Origin of the sequence: Kitasatospora sp. NPDC001547, from assembly GCF_042894165.1 — a bacterium.
Lineage (GTDB): Bacteria > Actinomycetota > Actinomycetes > Streptomycetales > Streptomycetaceae > Kitasatospora.
The window spans coordinates 203,891-221,263 of sequence record NZ_JBIAVL010000006.1 but is presented as its reverse complement, the minus strand read 5'-3'; the positions used below and the strand labels follow the sequence as shown (position 1 = coordinate 221,263).

Below are 17,373 nucleotides of genomic sequence, written 5' to 3'. Positions count from 1 at the left end.
CACACTTGGTCCCGACAGGGCCGTCCACGGAAGCGGGGTGAACGCGATGCCGGTCGAGGGCGAGTACGAGCCGAGCCCGGCGCGGTGGGTGCGCGAACAGGTCGAGCTGTACGAGAGGTCGGGTGGCACGCAGGGCACGACGCTCTGGGAGACGGGCCTGCCGGTCGTCGTCGTCACGATGCGCGGCGCGAGGAGCGGCAGGACCCGCAAGGTCCCGCTGATGCGCGTGGAGCACGAGGGGCGGTACGCGGCGGTGGCGTCGAAGGGCGGCTTTCCGCGCCATCCGGCCTGGTACTTCAACCTCAAGGCCGATCCGCGGGTGGTTCTCCAGGACGGCCCGGAGCGACGGGCCATGACGGCCCGTGAGCTCACCGGCGAGGAGAGGGAGCGGTGGTGGCGGCGCGCGGTCGCCGCGTATCCGCCGTACGCCGAGTACCAGGAGAAGGCCCACCGGGTGATCCCGGTCTTCGTGCTCGAACCCGGGCATCCGGCCGGGCCGGCGAAGGCCCCGGCGCCGACGGGGGACTGAACCTCGGAGCCCGCCCGGCCTCCGGTCAATCCACGGCCTTCGGGCCTCCCGGGCGGCGCGCCACAAACGCCACCGGGCACCGCCGCGGACCCTCCGCGGCGGTGCCCGGTGGCGTTTCGAGCGCCGGCCGCCGCGCCGTGGACCCGGCGGCGGGCCCGGCCTGTTCAGCCCACGGCGACCCCGTCGGCCCCCAGGCCGGCCACTTCGCCGACGGGCTCCAGCGACTCCACCGAGGACGCGGCGCAGCCCACCAGCTCCACGGCGTGGAAGCCGACCTCCGGCCCGACCCGGGCGGATCCGCCGGGATCGTCCCGGAATACGGGGGCGCTTCGTCCAGGGGCGGAGCAGCGGGGCCGGGACGCGGCCGCCGGGCCCGTGCGGTGTCGGCTACTCGACGGCGCGCAGGGCGTTGACGATGCCGAAGCCGTAGAAGCCGTTGACGCGCTCGCCGCCCGCGCAGGTGGCGTCCACGACGCCGTCGCCGTTCCCGTCGTACGGGGTGGCCGGACATCCCGGGTTGTCCGCCTGGGCCTTGAGCAGGGCCCGCAACTGGGCCGGGGTCGCCCGCGGGTGGGCGGACTTCAGCAGTGCGGCCACACCGGAGACGTGGGGCGTGGCCATGGACGTGCCCTGCTGGTAGCCGTACTGGTTGTTCGGCAGCGTCGACAGGATGCCGCCCTCCTTGGACGGGGTGTCCGCGGCCTGGTACATGTCGCCGCCCGGCGCCGCGACGTCGATCACGCCGAGGCCGTAGCTGGAGTAGTACGACTTCGTGTTCCTGGCGCTGGTCGCGCTGACCGTGACGACGCCGGGCAGTTGTGCGGGCAGTTGCCGGCAGGTGTGCGGGTCGATCGTCCGGCTCGTCGGGGTGGAGTCGTTGGGGCTGCGGCGGTCGGTGACGGCGTCGGAGTCCAGGTCGTGGTTGGAGTTGCCGGCCCCGGCGACGTTGAGGGTGCCCTGGCGCTGCGCGTAGAGCTGGGCGCGGTCGACCGCGTCGACGACGGCCTTCTGGTCGGGGTCGTCCAGGCAGTTGTACTGCCACGGGTCCACGTAGTAGCTGTTGTTGGTGATCTGCACGCCGTGGTCGGCGGCGAACACGAAGGCGCAGACGACGCTCTCGGCGTAGATCAGCTGGCGCGGGGTGGGCTGGGAGACCGTGATGCCGGAGACCCGCACGCCGGGCGCCACGCCCGCGACGCCGATGCCGTTGCGGGCCGCGGCTATCGTGCCCGCCACGTGCGTGCCGTGGAAGTAGTCCGGGCTCGCCGGCCGCCAGGATCCGTAGCCGGTGTCGGCCTTGCCGCTGACGCAACTCGCGGACTGCGACGGGGAGAAGTTCGCGGCGAGGTCCGGGTGGGTGTCGTCGACGCCGGTGTCTATCACCGCGACCGTGACGTCCCTGCTGCCGGCGTTGACCTCCGCGGCCTTGTCCGCGCCGATCGTCCGCAGGTCCCACTGGTCGGCTTCGAGGGGCTCGGTGCCGGCGCCGGACGCCTGCTCGATCCTCGCGGCCCCGGCCTCGGAGAGGTACCGCACCGCACCGTCGTCGGTCGTCCCCGCCGCGCTGAGCGGCGCGGTCCGGGTGGCACCCGCCGACCGCACTCCGCGCACCGCGCGCAGCCGCTCGCCGAAGCCGGGGGCGGCCGAGTGGGCGACGATGACGCCGATCCTGTCGTAGGTGACGACGACGGTGCCGCCGGCCGCGGTGACGGCCCGCTGCACCGCCGCGATCGTGTGACGGTCGGTCTCGGTGTTGATGACGTACGCCAGCGAGTTCGGGCCCTCGACCTGTGCGGCGGACGGTATTCGGGGCGTCGCCGAGGCCGACGCGGGGAGGAGTCCGAGCGAGGCGGTCAGCGACAGCGCGATCGGTACGGCCAGGCCGAGTCGGAGTAAGGAACGTCGTCGAGCCATGTGGTCTCCACATCATCCGTGTGCGGGACCCGCCCGAGGACAGAGTGGCTGCCGGGCAGGGAGAGGACGGGTGGTGCAGGAGTGAAGCTATCCCGCCGCCTCGCCAACCATCAATGACCCGGTGGGACTTGATCCCTACCTGACGCGGTTGGTGGCGGCGCGCGGACCGCGGGCGCCCGCACCTGCGCCCACGCCCACACCTGCGCCCGCGTCCACACCCGCGCCCGTGTCCAGGCCCGCGAGCAGGCGGAGCCCTTCCTCGGCGGGGCTGCCGGGGGCGGCGGACAGCACCAGGAGTTCGATGCCCGATTCGTCCGGCAGCGCGAAGTTCTCCTGGTGCAGCTCCAGCAGCCCGACCATCGGGTGCCGGTAGGCCTTGCGCCCGTGGGTGCGGGCGCGCACGTCCGCGCGGGCCCAGAGGCGCCGGAAGCGTTCGCTGCCCATCGCCAACTCCCCGATGAGGGAGGCCAGTCGGGGGTCGTCGGGGTACTGCCCGGCGGCCAGGCGCAGGTGGCCGACCACGTCGAGGGTGCAGGCCTCCCAGTCCGCGTAGAGGCCGCGTTCGGCTTCCTCGAGGAAGATGTGCCGGGCGGTGTTCAGGCCCGGTGCCTGGCGGCCGAGGAGGAGTCCGGCGAGGCGGTTCGCGGCGAGGACGTCCAGACGGTGGTTCATGATCAGCGCGGGGGCGTCGGCGACCAGGTCGAGGACGCGCAGCAGCTCCGGCCGGACCCGGCCGCCCGGGGTCTTCGCGCGCCGGCGGCGCTGCCGCGTGAGGCGGTAGAGGTGCCCGCGTTCGGTCTCGTCGAGGTCGAGGACGCGGGCGAGCGCGTCGAGCACCTGCTCGGAGGGCTGGGTCGCGCGGCCCTGCTCCAGCCGTACGTAGTAGTCGACGCTGACGCCGGAGAGGTGCGCGACCTCCTCGCGGCGCAGCCCGTCGACCCGTCGGCGGCTGTCGGTGGGGATGCCGACGGCCGCCGGATCGACCCGGGAACGCCGGGTGCGCAGGAAGCCCGCAAGATCGTCCATGCCCTCCAGTATGGCCTCGGCCGCGCCCGCGAGGGTGGCCCTGCCGGTACCAGGAAGTCCGGTCCGACGGAAGCGGCGCCCCTGAACGCCGGGCGCCGCGGCCTCCAGGATCGAAGGCATCCGATCCGAAGCATCCGATCCGAAGCATCCGATCCCGAGGAGTCCCCGTGAAGACCCTGATCGTCCACGCCCACCCGGAGCCGAAGTCGCTCAACGGCTCGCTGAGGGACCTCGCGGTCTCCACCCTGGAGGGCGCCGGACACGAGGTGCGGGTGAGCGACCTGTACGCGATGAACTGGAAGGCGGTCGTGGACGCCGCGGACTACGGCCCCCAGGCCTCGGACCCGCTGAAGGTCGCCCGGGACTCGGGCCGGGCCTTCGAGGCCGGCACGCTCTCCCCGGACGTCCTCGCCGAGCAGGAGAAGCTGGTGTGGGCCGACACGGTCGTCTTCCAGTTCCCGCTGTGGTGGTACACCATGCCCGCCATCCTCAAGGGCTGGGTGGACCGGGTGTTCACCTACCGCTTCGCGTACGGCGTCGGCGAGCACAGCGACACCAAGTACGGCGAGCGCTTCGGCGAGGGCACCCTCGCGGGCAGGAGGGCCCTGCTGTCGGTGACCGTCGGCGGTCCGCGGTCGCACTACGCCGCTCGCGGGATCAACGGCCCCATCGACGACCTGCTGTTCCCGTTCCAGCACGGCATCCTCTACTACCCGGGCGTCGAGGTGCTGCCGCCGTTCGTGCTCTACGGCACCGACCGGCTGACCGAGGAGGACTACCCGGAGATCGCCAGGGCCTGGGAGCGGCGCCTGCTCACCCTGGAGACGACCGAGCCGATCGCCTTCCGGCGGCAGAACTTCGGCGACTACGAGATCCCCTCGCTGCACCTGAAGGAGGGACTGGAGCCCGCGGGCCGCACGGGGTTCGGGCTGCACGTGCGGGGCTGACCGCAGCCGGCCCGTCCCACGGGTCGGCAGGCCCCGGCCCCGGCCGCCGGGTGGCCGCTGTCGTCGTGCCGGGCAGCTCAGCCCTGGCGGTCGGCCATGGCGTCGCCGACCAGGGCGGCGAGTTCGAGGTAGTCGAGGAGGGCGCGGGGGCGCAGGCCGGCGGGGGTCGCCCGGGGGTGGGCGGGGAGGGTGAGGGCGCCGCGGCAGCGGGTGCGGAAGTGCGGGAGGAGGTCGCGGTCGGCGATCGGGCGGTCGGTGGGCGGGGCGGGGACGAAGGCCGCGGCGGCCCCGCGGACCAGGCCGTCGTGGCCGAGGGCGGTGAGGTGGTCGAGGAGGGTGTCGGCGGTGCGGGCCCCGGTGGCGGAGGCCTGGGCGCAGAGGACCAGGTGGTCGGCCTGGTCCGCGGCCGCGAGCTGGACCTCGGCCGGGGCCCCGGTGGTGTCGGTGAGGACGACCGGGTAGTGGCAGGCGGCCTCGCCGAGGGCCTCCCGCAGGGCCGTCGGGTCCGGCCGTACGGACCGCAGGACGAGCCGGCCGCCGGTGCGGCACTCGCTGCCGGCGGGCCCGGTGGTGGAGAGCACGAGGACCGGGTCGGCGCGGTGTTCCGCGAGCAGGGCGCCGAGGACGGCGGCGACCCCTTCGGCGGTGCCGCCGAGGACGGCGGTCCGGTGGTGGTCCCGTAGCGGCACCCGGATGCGTTCGAGCAGGCGTTGCCGCCGGCTCTCCCCGCCGCCGGGGAGGGCGAGCCGCCGGGCGCGCGGGCGGTCCGGGCCGGGGTGCTGTACGGGTGGAGCGAGCGGTGCGGGCGGCGCAGGCGGTACGGGTGGCAGGGGCGGCGGGCCGGGGGCCGTCCGGGTGCCGCCGAGGCCGGCGGGCGGCTCCGTCGCGGGGGCGGCCGGTCGCGGTGCCGTCGACAGCGCTTCGGCGGTCGACACCCTGGTGAACAGCTGCCGTTCGGCGGCCGGGATCAGCACGGTGCCCAGCGGATCGAGCGGGCGTCGGGGCAGGAGGGCGACCGGCTCGGGCCAGGCGGCCGGCGAGTAGTCGGGTGCGGCCGGGGCGGTGCAGCCCGTGCCCGCGGTGCCGTCGGAGAAAGCCATCGGATGACCTCCCGGTCCAGGGTGCGTCGGACCGGTGCCTCCGGTTCGGCCGGCCCGTACAGCCGGGACTACGGCTGAAGGAGTCCCTCCGGTTCACTGAACCGCTCGCGGCGGAGGGCCCGTTGAGCGGGGCAGGGCGCACCGGGCGCCCCCTGAGATCGGGAGGGGCCGCATCGAAAAACCCTCCGCCCGAGCGGCTACCGATCGGTACCGTCGTTCGGTGGCACCCGGCGCCCGTCGAGTGCCACCGAGTCGGAAGGAGCGTGAGTCCCGTGAACGGGACGGGGGAGGGACGCGGCACGGCCGCGGACGAGCCGGAGGCGCGGGAGTTCATCGCGGCCCTGGTGCGGTCCGGGGCGCCGAGCGTCGCCGGGCCGGCCGGGCTGGCGGTGCCCGAGGCGGCGGCGGACGAGGTGATCGCGCTCGCCCGGCGGCTGGCGCTGCGCGCCGTGCCGGAGGGGCGGTTGTGGCCTCGGCCCGCGCCGGGGCTGCTGGGCATGGCGACGGCGCTGGTGGTGGACGAGCACCCGTCCGCGCCGCGCTGGTCGGCGGCGGAGCGGCAACGGCTGGCGACCTGGGTCGCGATGCTGATCGAGCACCGCGGCGAGGACGGGGTGCGGGAGCTGCTCCGGGCGCTCGCCGGGGACTGACGCCGGCGGGCCGTACGGCGCCCGGCGGGGGGCCGGGCGCCGTCGTGGCGGTGCCGGAAGGGGCCGCGGCTCACGGCCGCTAACGGCCGGCCAACAGTCGTCGGCGCCCGCCAACGGTGGCACCCGGAGCCGGGCCGCGTGCTCCGGACGGGGGCGTTGGCGGATCCTTGGTGCGGACTTGGCGGCCTCCGGCAGGGTGTTTTCCGCAGCCACCGCCGGGGTGTCCGGTCGGTGCCCAGCATGTTCGTGCCCGTGCTGCGCCCCCTGCCCGACCTGAGAGGTAGCGCGTGTCGATGCCGTCCGTCGCCCAGCCCACGTCCGTCACTCCGCCGTCCGAGGGTCCGGCGGCCGCGCCGGAGGCCGCCGCCCCGGCCCGTCCGACCCTGGACCCGGACACGCTCGCCGAGATCCACCGGCTGCACGGCGGCTACCTGCTGCGCGCGCTGCTGCGGGCCACCGGCGGGGACCGCGGCAAGGCCGAGGACATCCTCCAGGAGACTCTGCTGCGCGCCTGGCAGCACCCGGAGGCGCTGGCCGCGGGGCCGGAGGCGAGCCGGCCGTGGCTGTTCACGGTCGCCCGGCGGATCGCGATCGACCACTACCGGATGGCCGCCGCCCGCGCCAAGGAGGTGATCGGCGAGCCGGTGGAGGACAAGCCGGTCGCCGACGACCCGTACGAGCGGGTGGTGGTGGCCCGGGACATCGCGCTGGCGCTGCGCCGGGTGCAGAAGCACCACCGCGAGGTGCTGGTCGAGCTGCACCTCAAGGACCGCTCGGTGCTGGAGGCCTCGGCCCGGCTGGGGGTGCCGCCGGGGACGGTCAAGTCCCGCAACTTCTACGCGATCCGGGCGCTGCGCCCGGTGCTGGCGGCGGAGCACGGGTACGGCCCGGCGGAGCGCGGGGCCGCTTCGGCCGCCGGCTGACGGTACGGCGGCCCGGCGGCTACGGCGGTACGGCGGACGGAGGCTCGGCGGTACCGCGGCACGGCCGGCTCCGGCTGTCCGTCCGCCGGCGGCCAGGTCCGCTCCGGGCCGCCCCGGCCGCCCGCCCGTCCGGGCCCGCGCGGGCTCAGCCGTCCTCCGGCCGCTGACCGGTGCGCAGGTCGAGCGACTCCTCCAGGCTGGTGGTGTACCCGCTGACGTACCCCGCCTGGCGGTCGTGCGAGCGGAAGCGGTCGAGCGCCGTGCGCAGCCTGCCGCGCACCTCCGTCTCCCGCCCCCGCGCCAACAGGTGGGCGGCGTAGGACTGTTCGGCCAACGCGTGCAGGTACAGCAGGCCGGCCTCCTCGCACGCGGCGAGCAGCCGGTGCCAGACGAGGTCGGCGGCCTCGTCGCGGACGGCCGGCGGGAGGGCCTGCGCCTCGGTCAGCAGCGACCACAGGTGGACCTGGGTGACGGGGCTGGGCGGCAGCAGCTCCCGGGCCTCGCGGGACCGCCGCTGGGCGCCCTCCCGGTCCCCGACGGCCAGGCTCACCCAGCCCTGGTGCACCTTGGCGTCGACCAGCCGGCGGCGGTCGCCGGACTCCAGCGCGAGCGCGGTGGCGGAGGCCGCCAGCCGCTCGGCCTCGGCGGAGTGGCCGAGCATCGCGGTGACCAGCGCCAGCGTGGCGAGCGCCCGGACGCGGGCGGACGCGGCCGCGGGCCCGGCCGCGGACTCGGCGGCGGCCACCGCCCTGCGGGCCGCCTCCGCGGACTCCTGCCGGCGTTCCAGCGCGACCAGCGCCTGCGCCCGGCAGTTGAGCAGCAGCGCCACCGCGACCGGGTCGCCGCACCGTTCGGCCGCCGCCTGCCCCAGCCGGGCGCAGGCGAGCCAGTCGGTGAAGCGGCTGGCGCCGTAGTAGAGCGAGCCGCAGGTCAGCGCGAGCCGCCAGGCGCGGTCCGGGTCGGTGTCGGGGGACGCGATCAGCGCGGAGACCGCCGGTTCCTCGGCGTCGAACCAGTCGAGCGCGGTGCGGATGTCGACGGCGGCCGGTACCGCCTGGTCCGGACCGGCGGGCGGGGCGGTGTCCTCCTGGCCGGGGTCGAGGAAGGCGCCGCAGTGCCGCAGGGCGGCGAGGTAGTGGTCGGCCAGCCGTTCGTGGAGCAGCCGCCGGTGCCGTTCGGGCCGCTCGGCGAGCAGTCCGGCGCCGTACAGCCGGACCAGCTCGGTGCGGGCGTGGCGGCCGGGGGCGGTGCCGGTGAGCAGGTGGTGGGAGGCCAGTTCGCCGAGCGCCCGGTGGGCGGTGGCGGCGCCACCGCCCAGCAGCGCGGCGCTCGCCGGGGTGTCCACCTCGCGGCCGGGGTGGGCGGCCAGCGCGGTGAGAAGTTCGGCGGCGGGTGCGGAGAGCCGGCGGTGGGTCAGCCGGAGCCGGGCCGTGACGGAGAGCGTGCCGTCGGCGTCCAGGACGGCCAGTCTGGTCCGCTCGTCGGCGAGTTCGGCGACCAACTCGGCGATCGTCCAGTCCGGCCGGGCGGCCAGCCGGGCGGCGGCGATCCGCAGGGCGAGCGGCAGGTGGTCGCAGAGCCCCGCGAGCCGGGCGGCGGCCTCGGGCTCCGCGCGCACCCGCTCGGGCGTCAGGGCGCGTTCCAGCAGGTGCAGGGCGTCGTCCTCGGGCAGTGCGGCCAGGCGCAGCAGGGTGGCGCCCTCCAGCGCGACCAGGCCCTCCAGGGGGCCCCGGCCGGTGACCACGGCGGTGCCGGCCGGGCCGGCCGGCAGCAGGTCGGCGACCTGGTCGGCGTCGTCGGCGTCGTCCAGCAGGACCAGCAGCCGCCGGCCCCGGGTGCGCTCGCGGTAGAGCTCGGCCCGGTCGGCGCGTCCGGCGGGGATGCCGTCCTCCGGGACGCCGAGCGCGCGCAGGAAGCCGGCCAGCACGGCCCCGGGCCGGGCCGGGCCGCCGGGGCCGCCGGATCCGGTGGGTCCGTCCGGTCCGTCCGGTCGCTCCAGGGCGAGGCCGTGCAACGAGGCGTGGAGCAGGCCGTCCGGGAAGCGGTCGGCGGCCCGGTGCGCCCAGGCGGTGACCAGGGCGCTCTTACCGACCCCGGCCGGGCCCACCACCAGCACCGGCCCGTCCCCGGCGCGGCCGGTCCCGCAGGCCCGGTCCAGGCGGGCGAGGTCGATGGTGCGGCCGACGAAGTCCGGGTGGCGGCGGGGCAGTTGGCGCGGCACCGATGGAGGCGGCAGCGCCGGTCCGGGGGCCGGGGAGGCAAGCGGCAGGGGCTCCGCCGTACGGTCGTCGGCCAGCACCTCGGCGAGCGCCGCCCGCAGCGCCGGGCCGGGGTGGATGCCCAGCTCCTCGTCCAGCCGCACCCGGGCCTGGTGGTAGGCGGTCAGCGCCTCGGCGGGCCGGCCGGCCTGGTGCAGGCAGCGCATCAGCAGCGCCACCAGTTCCTCGCGCAGCCCGTCCGCCCGGACGCCCTGCTCCAGCACCGGCACGGCCGCCGCCCCGGTGCCCTGGCTGAGCCGCAGCTCGGCCCAGCGGAGCAGGGCGGCGGTGCGGGACTGCTCCAGCCGGTCCACCGCGGCGGTGCGGAGCGGGGTGTCGGGCAGGTCGGCCAGCGCCTCGCCGCGCCACAGCCGCAGGGCCTCCTCCAGCAGCGCGACCGCCGCGGGGCGGTTGCCGAGCCCGGCCTGCCGGTCGGCCGTGCCGGTGAGCTCCTCGAAGCGCAGCGCGTCCACCGCGCCGGCCGGCCCGGCCAGCAGGTAGCCGGAGTCCCGGGTGTGCAGCTCGAACGGGGTGCCGGCGAGCACCTTGCGCAGCGCGGCGACGTGCCCCTGCACGGCCGCCCGCGCGCTCGGCGGCGGCTGCTCGTCCCACAGCAGCTCGCACAGCTGGTCCACGGTGACGAGGTGCCCCAGCCGCAGCGCCAGCAGCGCCAGCACCGCCCGCCGCTGCGCGCCCGCCACACCCGCGAAGCCCGCCGCCCCGACCCGCAGCTCCACCGGCCCGAGCAGCCGAATCCGCACCAGTACCCCCACCTCACCGCAAACCGCGCATCGCACCCGAAGCGGCCTCGGGCCTCGGGGTGGAGCAGTGTAGTGCGAGAACATGTCCGGTCCGCGCGGATCGGCCGCTCCTGCCCTCGATGGACGTGCGCGGGGCGGCCGGAGGTTGCACCGGCGGACGGGCGACCGGTGGGCGTGCAGGTTGTGCGGGCGTGCGGGCGTGCGGGCCGGCGGGTGGACCGGAAGGCCGTGTCGGACCGCCTCGGTACGGTGCCCGAGGAAGCGCCCGGCCCGGTGGGCAGGCCCCGGCCGGGCGAGGAGCGCCTGGTCGGACCTATCCTCGATCAGGCCGGGCAGTCGAGGGTGGGGGAGGGGAACGGGCGCGTGCACATCGATCTGCTCGGACCGGTGGTGGTGCGGCGGGAGGACGGGACGGCGGTGACGCCCTCGGCGCCCAAGCGCCGGGCGCTGCTGAGCGCGCTCGCCGTCCAGCTGAACCGGACGGTGACCACCGAGGAGCTGATCGAGCTGGTCTGGGAGGGCTGCGCGCCGCCCACCGCGCGGGCCGCCCTGCAGGGCCACGTCGCGGCGCTGCGCCAGCTGCTGGACGGCCCCGGGCTGGAGCTGGACACCCGAGGGTCCGGCTACCTGCTGGCCGGCGAGCCCGACCGGATCGACGTGCTGCGCTTCGGCCGGCTCTGCGAGCAGGCGGGCGTGCTGCACCCCGACCCCGCCGCCCCGTCCGGCGTGCCGGACGGCGCCTCGCCGGACCCGGCACTGCCGCTGCTGCGCGCCGCGCTGGACCTCTGGCGCGGCCCGGCGCTCGCCGACTGCGGCTCCGCCCTGCTGCGCGAGCGGACCCTCCCGTACCTGACCGACCTGCGACTGCGCGCCCTGGAACGGCTGGCCGACGGCCTGCTCCTGGCCGGCCGGGGCGGCGAGCTGGCCGCCGAGCTCGCCGGGGCGGCCGACGACCACCCGGCCCGGCAGTCGCTGGCCGCCCGGCTGGTGCGCTGCCTGGAGCAGGACGGGCGCGGCGCCGAGGCACGGGAGCGCTACGAGCGCGCGGTGGCCCGGCTCGGCCGGCCGCCCGGTCCGGAGCTGCGCCGGGCCGGCGAGCAGTCCGGCGCCCGGCACGCCGCCGACCGCCGGTTCGTCGGCCGGAGCGCCGAGCTCGCCCGCCTGGACCAGGTGTTGCCCGCGGCGCGGGACGGCCGCCCGATCCTGGTCACCGGGCCCGCCGGGGTCGGCAAGACCAGCCTGGTCCGGCAGTGGACGGCCCTGCGCGGGGACGCCTACTTCCCGGACGGCGTCCTCCGCGCCGAGCTGACCGGCTTCGGCCCGGACGGGCCGCGCGAACCCGCCGAGGTGCTGGGCGAGTTCCTCACCGCCCTCGGCGACGCCCCGGACGCGCTGCCCGCCGAACCCGAGGACCGCGCCCGCCGCTACCGCGAACTGGTCGGCGGCCGCCGGATGCTGGTCGTCCTGGACGACGCCGCCTGCTACGAGCAGCTCGCCCCGCTGCTGCCCGACCCGCCGGCCACCGACAGCGAGCCCGCCCCGGTCACCGTCGTCACCAGCCGCAGCCGGCTGCGCCACGTGCTGGTCCGCACCGGCGGCATCCCGCTGCCGCTGGGCGTGCTCGGCCCCGACGAGGCCGCCGCCCTGCTCGCCCGCACCCTCGGTGCGGAGCGCACGGCCGGTGAGCCGGAGGCCGTCGCCGAACTCGCCGAGCGCTGCGACCGCCTGCCGCTCGCGCTGCGGCTGGCCGCCGCCCGGCTGGCCGCCCGGCCCGACTGGTCCGCGGCCGACCTCGCGGCCGAACTCGCCGACGAGCAGACCGGCCTGACCGCCCTCTCCGGCACCGGAACCGCCCACGGCCCGCTCGGCCTCACCACCGCGCTGGACCGGACCCACCGCACGCTGGAGCCGGACGCCGCCCGGCTGTTCACCCTGCTCGGCCTGCACCCCGGCGCGGAGATCGCCGCCGACACCGCCGCCGCCCTCGCCGACCTCCCGCCCGCCGCCACCCGCACCCTGCTGACCCGCCTCGACGCCGTCCACCTGCTGGAGGAGACCAGCCCCGGCCGGTACGCCCGGCGCGAGCTGGTCCGCCGCCACGCCGCCGCGCAGGCAGCCGAACTCCCCTGCGACGACCGGTACCTGGCCCTCGACCGGCTGATCGCCCACTACCTCGACGTCACCGCCGACTGGACGGCCGGGGGCGGCGCGGCGGCCGACGGCGAGGCGCGGGCGGCGGCCTGGTTCCGCCGCGAGGAGAGCGCCCTGCGGGCCGTGGTGCTCTGCGCCGAGCAGAAGGGCCGGGCCGCCGCGGCCTGGCAACTCGCCCACCGGACCAGCCTGTTGTACGAGGCCACCGGCCACGACCGGGCACACTGGCGGGCCGTGGTGGAGGCCGGTCTGAGCGCCGCGTACGCGGAACGGGACGAGGCGGCGGTCGCCCGCCTCGCCACCGACCTCGCCGTCCTGCACGTCGACCGCGCGGCCCACCGCACCGCCGCCGACACCCTGGAGCGGGCGGTCGAGGCCGCCGACCGGGCCGGCGACGCGGTGCTGCGCCACCACTGCCGCAGCCGGGTGGCCGCCGCCCTGCTGCGGGCCGGCCGGTACGAGCGGGCGCTGCCCATGCTCGGCGACCTGGTGGCCGCCGCCCGTACCCCGGCCACCGACCACCTGCTGGTCCGCTCGCTCACCGACCTCGCCGATGCGCTGGTCCTGGCCGGCGAGCCCGAGCCCGCCCTGCGCCACGCCGACGAGGCGGTGCGCGCGGCCACCACCCGCTCCGGCGGCGCCGAGGCCGTCCTCGCCACCCACAGCCGGGCCCGCGCGCTGCACGCCCTCGGCAACCGGGACGCCGCGCTCTCCTCGGCCCGGCTCGCCGTCGCCCTCGGCCGCACCGTCGGCGACCCGGCCCTCGAAGCCCGCTCCCACGGCCTGCTCGCCGACCTGCTGGACGCCCTCGGGCGCACGGCGGAGGGAGCGGAAGCGAGACGGCTGGCATGAGCGCCCGACGGCCGCCGGTGGCGGAAAACCGCTGTTCGACCAGCGGAACCACAGGCGGAACTATCGGCGGTTCGACTCCCGCGGAACCGCCCCCGGCCGGCCGCCCCGCCCGGGTGCGGCTCTCCTGACCTGGGCGGATACCCTGGAGGAGGGCCGGGTACGAGGACGCTGTCCGGCCGGGCATACTTCTGCCTGGGACGAACCGCCGCAGGCGGCTCCAGGCAGAAGTGCGGAACTGCGCAGGACCGAACGAGTGGGGGGCGGGGCATGACGGCCGGGGGCGGCACGGACACGGACACCAACGGGTTCAGCCGCCTGCTGGCCGGGCACCGGGTGGCGGCGGGCCTGACCCAGGAGGAGCTCGCCGCGTCCGCCGGGGTCAGCCTGCGCGCCCTCGGGGACATGGAGCGCGGCCGCACCCGCGGGCCGCAGCGGCGCACCGTACGGGCCCTGGCCGAGGCGCTCGGGCTGGACGATCCGCAGGCCGAGGCGCTGGACCGGGCCGCCCAGTCCGGCCGCCCGCGCGGGGTGCGGCCCGGCCCGGTGCCCGCCGGGAGCCCCGCCCGGCCCCGCGGCTCCGCCCCGCGCGAGAGCGTCGTCGGCGAGGACACCCTCCTCGGGAACGCCGTCGTCGGGAACACCGCCGGCCAGGAGCCCGTGGGGCAGGACGCCGCCGGCCGGGACGCGGACCCGGACGCGCCGCGCGCCGACGCCCCGTCGGCGGTCCCCGCCGAGACCGGCCAGAGCGCCCTCGCGCTGCCCCGCGACATCGCCGACTTCACCGCCCGCGAGGAGGCCCTCGCCCTGCTCGCCCGGATGGCCGAGGACGAGCGTCCGAGCCACCCGCGCGTGGTGCTGGTCAGCGGTCAGCCCGGCCTCGGCAAGACCTCCTTCGCCCTGCACGCCGCCCACGCCCTGGCCGAGCGCTTCCCGGACGGTCAGCTCTCCCTGGACCTCGGCGGCATGTCCCCGCAGCCGCTGCCCGCCCGCGACGCGCTCGGCCAGGTGCTGCGCGCCCTGGGCGTCGCCGACGCCGCGGTTCCCGCCGGGACGGAGGAGCGGGCCGGGCTCTACCGGGCACTGGTCCGCGAACGGCGGCTCGTGCTGGTGCTGGACAACGCCGCCGACGAGAGCCAGGTGCGGCCGCTGCTGCCCGGCTCCGGCCCGGCCGTGACCATCGTGACCAGCCGCAACCTGCTGCCCGGCCTGGAATCGGTGCACCGGCTGAACCTGGACGTGCTCTCCCCGGCCGAGGCGGCCGCCCTGCTGGCCCGGATCGCCGGCCGGGAGCGGATCGAGGCCGCGCCCGACGCCACCGCCGAGCTGGCCGGGCTCTGCGGCTACCTGCCGCTCGCGCTGCGGATCGCCGGGCAGCGGCTGGTCGCCCGCCCGCAGCAGCCGGTCGCCCACCTGGTGCGCCAGCTCGCCGCCGAGGAGAACCGGCTGGACCTGCTGGAGACCGGCGACCTGGCCGTCCGCCCGGCCTTCGAGCTGTCCTACCGGCGCCTGCCCGCCGAGTCCCAACTGGTCCTCCGGCGCTGCGCGTTGACCGCGGGGAAGGACTTCACCGCGGAGATCGCCGCGGCCTACGCCGGCCGGTCGGCGGCCCGCACCGAGCTGGTGCTGGAGCAGCTCGTCGACGCCGGGCTGATGCAGGCGGCCACCCCGGACCGCTACCGGCTGCACGACCTGGTGCGGCTCTACGCGGGCGAGCGGCTGGCCGCCGACGAGACCGCCGAGGAACTGGCCGAGGCCCGCACCAGGGCCGGCCGCTGGATCCTCGGCCGGGCGGCCGAGTTCGGGCTGCGGTTCGACCCCGACCACGCCGCGGACGACACCGGCACCGGCGGCTCCGCGCCCGCGTACCTCACCGAGGCCGCCGCCTGGCTGGAGTACGAGCACCCGGAGTGGCTGGCCGCCCTGCACCAGGCGCAGCAGGCCGGCCGGTACCGGGAGGTGGTGGACACCGCCGAGGCGATGCACTGGTTCTCCGACCGGCTGCTGAGCTGGGGCATCTGGGCCGAGGTGTTCCACCTCTCGGTGGACGCCGCCCGCGCGATCGGGGACACCCGGGTCGAGGCGGTGCACGTCAACTACCTGGCCTGGACGTACGTCACCTGCCTGCACCGCTACCAGCGCGGCATCGAACTGGCCACCGAGGGGCTGGAGCTGGCCCGCGCGGTCGGCGACCGGGAGCAGCAGGGCTGGGCGCTCACCTACCTCGCCTCGGGCCTGCGCTACCTGCAGCGGCACCGCGAGGCCACCGACGCCTTCCACCGGGCGGCGGACGCCTTCGCCGAGGTCGCCAACCGCTCGGCGATGATCGGCCGGCTGGTCACCCTGCGGGGCGCCGCCAACTGCCTGCGGGAGTCCGGCCGGGCCGAGGAGGCGGTGGAGTCGCGCCGCCGGGCCCTGGCCGGGACGCTGGAGCTGGTGGAGCGCTGGTCCTCGCCGCTGATCCACATGCTGGCGGCCATGACCGCGCACGAACTCGGCCTGGACCGCGCGGCGCTGAAGCGCTGGCCGGCCGCCGAGAAGGCCTACCGGCAGGCCCTGGTGCACTTCGAGGCGGTGGGCCGCCCGGACAGCATGACCAAGACGCTGACCGAGCTGGGCACCGCGCTGATCGAGCAGGGCCGCGCCGAGGAGGCCCGCGAGCTGCTCACCGAGGCGCTCACCGACCTGAGCGCGGAGGGCCCCCGCTCGGCGGGCGCCCGGCACTGACCGGCGTCGCACGGGGGCCGCTCCGCAGGGGGAGTGCCCCGCACGGGGACCGCGCCCGCCCCCGGTCGGGACCGGGAACGGGCGCGGCGTGGAAGGCCGTACGGCCGGTCAGATCCGGGTGTCCTCCACCACGGGCAGCGAGTTCACCGGCAGCGCGTCGGCCGGCGGCGCGTCGACCGGGGCCGAGGACGGCGCGAAGGCCGTCTTCGGGGCGACGGCGGGCTGCTTGCCGCAGAAGGCCGGCTCCAGGGTGTTCATCAGCCCCTGCGTCACCGCGCCGTTGTTGGAGGCGTTGGCGAAGACCACCACGCTGCGCCGCCCGTCCGGGGTGGTGAAGGACTGGCTGTTGAAGCCCTGGACGATGCCGCCGTGGCCGTAGACGTCCCCGCAGGAGAGCGAGATGCGGCGCAGGCCCAGGCCGTAGGAGATCTTCGCGGTGGGCGTGGGCAGGGCGGCGGTCATCTGCTGCAGCGAGGCGTCCGAGACCAGCCCGCCGTTGCCGCCGGCCATCAGCGCGGAGAGGAAGCGGTCCATGTCCTCGGCGGTGGAGATGACGGCTCCGGCGCTCCACACCCAGGAGCCGGTCTGCTCGGTGGAGTCCAGCAGCGGCTTGGCGCGGTCGTCGTTGGTGAGGTAGCCGGTGACGTGGGCGCCGCGGATCTCCCGGTCGGGCACGACGAAGGAGGTCCCGCGCAGGCCGAGCGGCTGGATGATCCGCTCGTTCAGCACCTCCGGGAACGGCTGGCCGGTGAGGTGCTCGACCGCCAGGCCCATCAGCACGTAGTCGGTGTTGGAGTAGGAGTAGCGGCTGCCGGGGGTGTACTGCACGCCGTGCCTGACCGACATCGCCACCAGCTCGCGCGGGTCGTACACCGTGTTGCGGATGCGCGCCTCGAACGCGCTGGTGGTCTCCTCGCCGGCCTGCTCCAGCAGGTCGTTGGTGTGGTCGAAGATCCCGGCCCGGTGCTCCAGCACCTGGCGGCCGGTCATCGTCCAGCCCTCCGGCAGGGTGCCCTCGGGCAGGTACTCCCGCAGCGGCCGGTCGAGGTCGATCCGGCCCTCCTGCACCAGCTGCATCACGAGAACGGCGGCGAACATCTTGCTGTTGCTGCCGACCCGGAACCTCCACGAGGAGTTCATCGGGGTCCCGTCCAGGTCGGCCAGGCCGACGCTGACCGAGCGGGTCCGCTCGACGGCACCGTGGTCGCGGATCACCGCGAAGGCGCCCGGGGCGCCGGCCGTGGTGGTGGCCTGCAGGGCGGTGCGCACACCGGCGAGGTCGGGGGCGGCCGCGTCGGTGGTGTCCTGGCCGGCGGCCGCGGCGGGCAGTGCACCGGTCGCCACCAGGACGGCGCCGGCGGCGGCCACCGCGAGCGGGCGCAGAAGGCTGGTCTTCGCCATGTTCCTCGGTTCTCTCGTCAGCTGACGCGGCGTCGGACCGCGCCGTTCGAAGATCACTATCACCGGCCGGGGCGGGGATGGCAATGTGAACCGGTTCGCCCGCATTTCCCGTTGTCGGTGGTGGTTTCGACGGTCTC

The 17,373-nt window shown here is 76.7% G+C and carries 11 protein-coding genes; 6 read left to right on the top strand and 5 right to left on the bottom strand.

Annotation, left to right across the window (positions count from 1 at the left end):
- Positions 1-46 precede the first annotated feature (46 nt).
- On the top strand, positions 47-529 hold the full coding sequence (locus ACFY0X_RS14475; protein ID WP_387754073.1) for a nitroreductase family deazaflavin-dependent oxidoreductase: 483 nt from the start codon (positions 47-49) through the stop codon (positions 527-529).
- Positions 530-916: 387 nt separating this feature from the next.
- On the opposite strand, the gene ACFY0X_RS14470 is transcribed toward ACFY0X_RS14475, so the two are convergent.
- Both ACFY0X_RS14470 and ACFY0X_RS14465 read right to left on the bottom strand, forming a co-directional pair.
- A complete protein-coding gene (locus tag ACFY0X_RS14470) occupies positions 917-2,443 on the bottom strand; it encodes a S8 family serine peptidase (protein WP_387753730.1) in 1,527 nt (508 codons plus the stop codon).
- Positions 2,444-2,578: 135 nt separating this feature from the next.
- Positions 2,579-3,469 (bottom strand): helix-turn-helix transcriptional regulator, encoded by an 891-nt coding sequence (locus ACFY0X_RS14465; RefSeq protein WP_387753727.1) that lies wholly within the window; start codon positions 3,467-3,469, stop codon positions 2,579-2,581.
- A gap of 167 nt (positions 3,470-3,636) precedes the next feature.
- Here ACFY0X_RS14465 and ACFY0X_RS14460 point away from each other — a divergent pair, with 167 nt between their 5' ends.
- Positions 3,637-4,416 carry an NAD(P)H-dependent oxidoreductase gene (locus ACFY0X_RS14460; RefSeq protein ID WP_387753725.1) on the top strand — a complete coding sequence of 260 codons (780 nt, stop codon included), beginning with the start codon at positions 3,637-3,639 and terminating at the stop codon, positions 4,414-4,416.
- A 77-nt stretch (positions 4,417-4,493) separates the two neighbouring features.
- Here ACFY0X_RS14460 and ACFY0X_RS14455 read toward each other — a convergent pair whose 3' ends face one another.
- Entirely contained in the window at positions 4,494-5,516 is a 1,023-nt protein-coding gene (locus ACFY0X_RS14455; protein ID WP_387753722.1) for a hypothetical protein, read from the bottom strand.
- Between the two features lie 272 nt (positions 5,517-5,788).
- On the opposite strand from ACFY0X_RS14455, the gene ACFY0X_RS14450 reads away from it, so the two are divergent.
- Together ACFY0X_RS14450 and ACFY0X_RS14445 are read left to right on the top strand one after the other, a co-directional pair.
- Complete coding sequence (locus ACFY0X_RS14450; protein ID WP_387753720.1) at positions 5,789-6,166, top strand: hypothetical protein; 378 nt, start codon at positions 5,789-5,791, stop codon at positions 6,164-6,166.
- 293 nt (positions 6,167-6,459) lie between these two features.
- Positions 6,460-7,089 carry a sigma-70 family RNA polymerase sigma factor gene (locus ACFY0X_RS14445; protein ID WP_387754070.1) on the top strand — a complete coding sequence of 210 codons (630 nt, stop codon included), beginning with the start codon at positions 6,460-6,462 and terminating at the stop codon, positions 7,087-7,089.
- Positions 7,090-7,234: 145 nt separating this feature from the next.
- On the opposite strand, the gene ACFY0X_RS14440 is transcribed toward ACFY0X_RS14445, so the two are convergent.
- Entirely contained in the window at positions 7,235-10,108 is a 2,874-nt protein-coding gene (locus ACFY0X_RS14440) for a BTAD domain-containing putative transcriptional regulator (RefSeq protein ID WP_387753717.1), read from the bottom strand.
- 363 nt (positions 10,109-10,471) lie between these two features.
- Between ACFY0X_RS14440 and ACFY0X_RS14435 the strand changes: the two genes are divergently transcribed.
- Both ACFY0X_RS14435 and ACFY0X_RS14430 read left to right on the top strand, forming a co-directional pair.
- Complete coding sequence (locus ACFY0X_RS14435; RefSeq protein ID WP_387753714.1) at positions 10,472-13,111, top strand: BTAD domain-containing putative transcriptional regulator; 2,640 nt, start codon at positions 10,472-10,474, stop codon at positions 13,109-13,111.
- 267 nt (positions 13,112-13,378) lie between these two features.
- A complete protein-coding gene (locus ACFY0X_RS14430; protein ID WP_387753712.1) occupies positions 13,379-15,835 on the top strand; it encodes an ATP-binding protein in 2,457 nt (818 codons plus the stop codon).
- A gap of 108 nt (positions 15,836-15,943) precedes the next feature.
- Here the strand turns inward: ACFY0X_RS14430 and ACFY0X_RS14425 are convergent, their stop codons facing one another.
- Entirely contained in the window at positions 15,944-17,236 is a 1,293-nt protein-coding gene (locus ACFY0X_RS14425; protein ID WP_387753709.1) for a serine hydrolase domain-containing protein, read from the bottom strand.
- Positions 17,237-17,373: the final 137 nt, after the last annotated feature.

What these genes read in the sequence shown, in the direction of transcription:
- ACFY0X_RS14475 (WP_387754073.1), top strand. Translation starts at nt 47, where the DNA reads ATGCCGGTCGAGGGCGAGTACGAGCCGAGCCCGGCGCGGTGGGTGCGC.
- ACFY0X_RS14455 (WP_387753722.1), bottom strand. Translation starts at nt 5,516, where the DNA reads ATGGCTTTCTCCGACGGCACCGCGGGCACGGGCTGCACCGCCCCGGCC.
- ACFY0X_RS14425 (WP_387753709.1), bottom strand. Translation starts at nt 17,236, where the DNA reads ATGGCGAAGACCAGCCTTCTGCGCCCGCTCGCGGTGGCCGCCGCCGGC.
- ACFY0X_RS14430 (WP_387753712.1), top strand. Translation starts at nt 13,379, where the DNA reads ATGACGGCCGGGGGCGGCACGGACACGGACACCAACGGGTTCAGCCGC.
- ACFY0X_RS14445 (WP_387754070.1), top strand. Translation starts at nt 6,460, where the DNA reads ATGCCGTCCGTCGCCCAGCCCACGTCCGTCACTCCGCCGTCCGAGGGT.
- ACFY0X_RS14465 (WP_387753727.1), bottom strand. Translation starts at nt 3,469, where the DNA reads ATGGACGATCTTGCGGGCTTCCTGCGCACCCGGCGTTCCCGGGTCGAT.
- ACFY0X_RS14470 (WP_387753730.1), bottom strand. Translation starts at nt 2,443, where the DNA reads ATGGCTCGACGACGTTCCTTACTCCGACTCGGCCTGGCCGTACCGATC.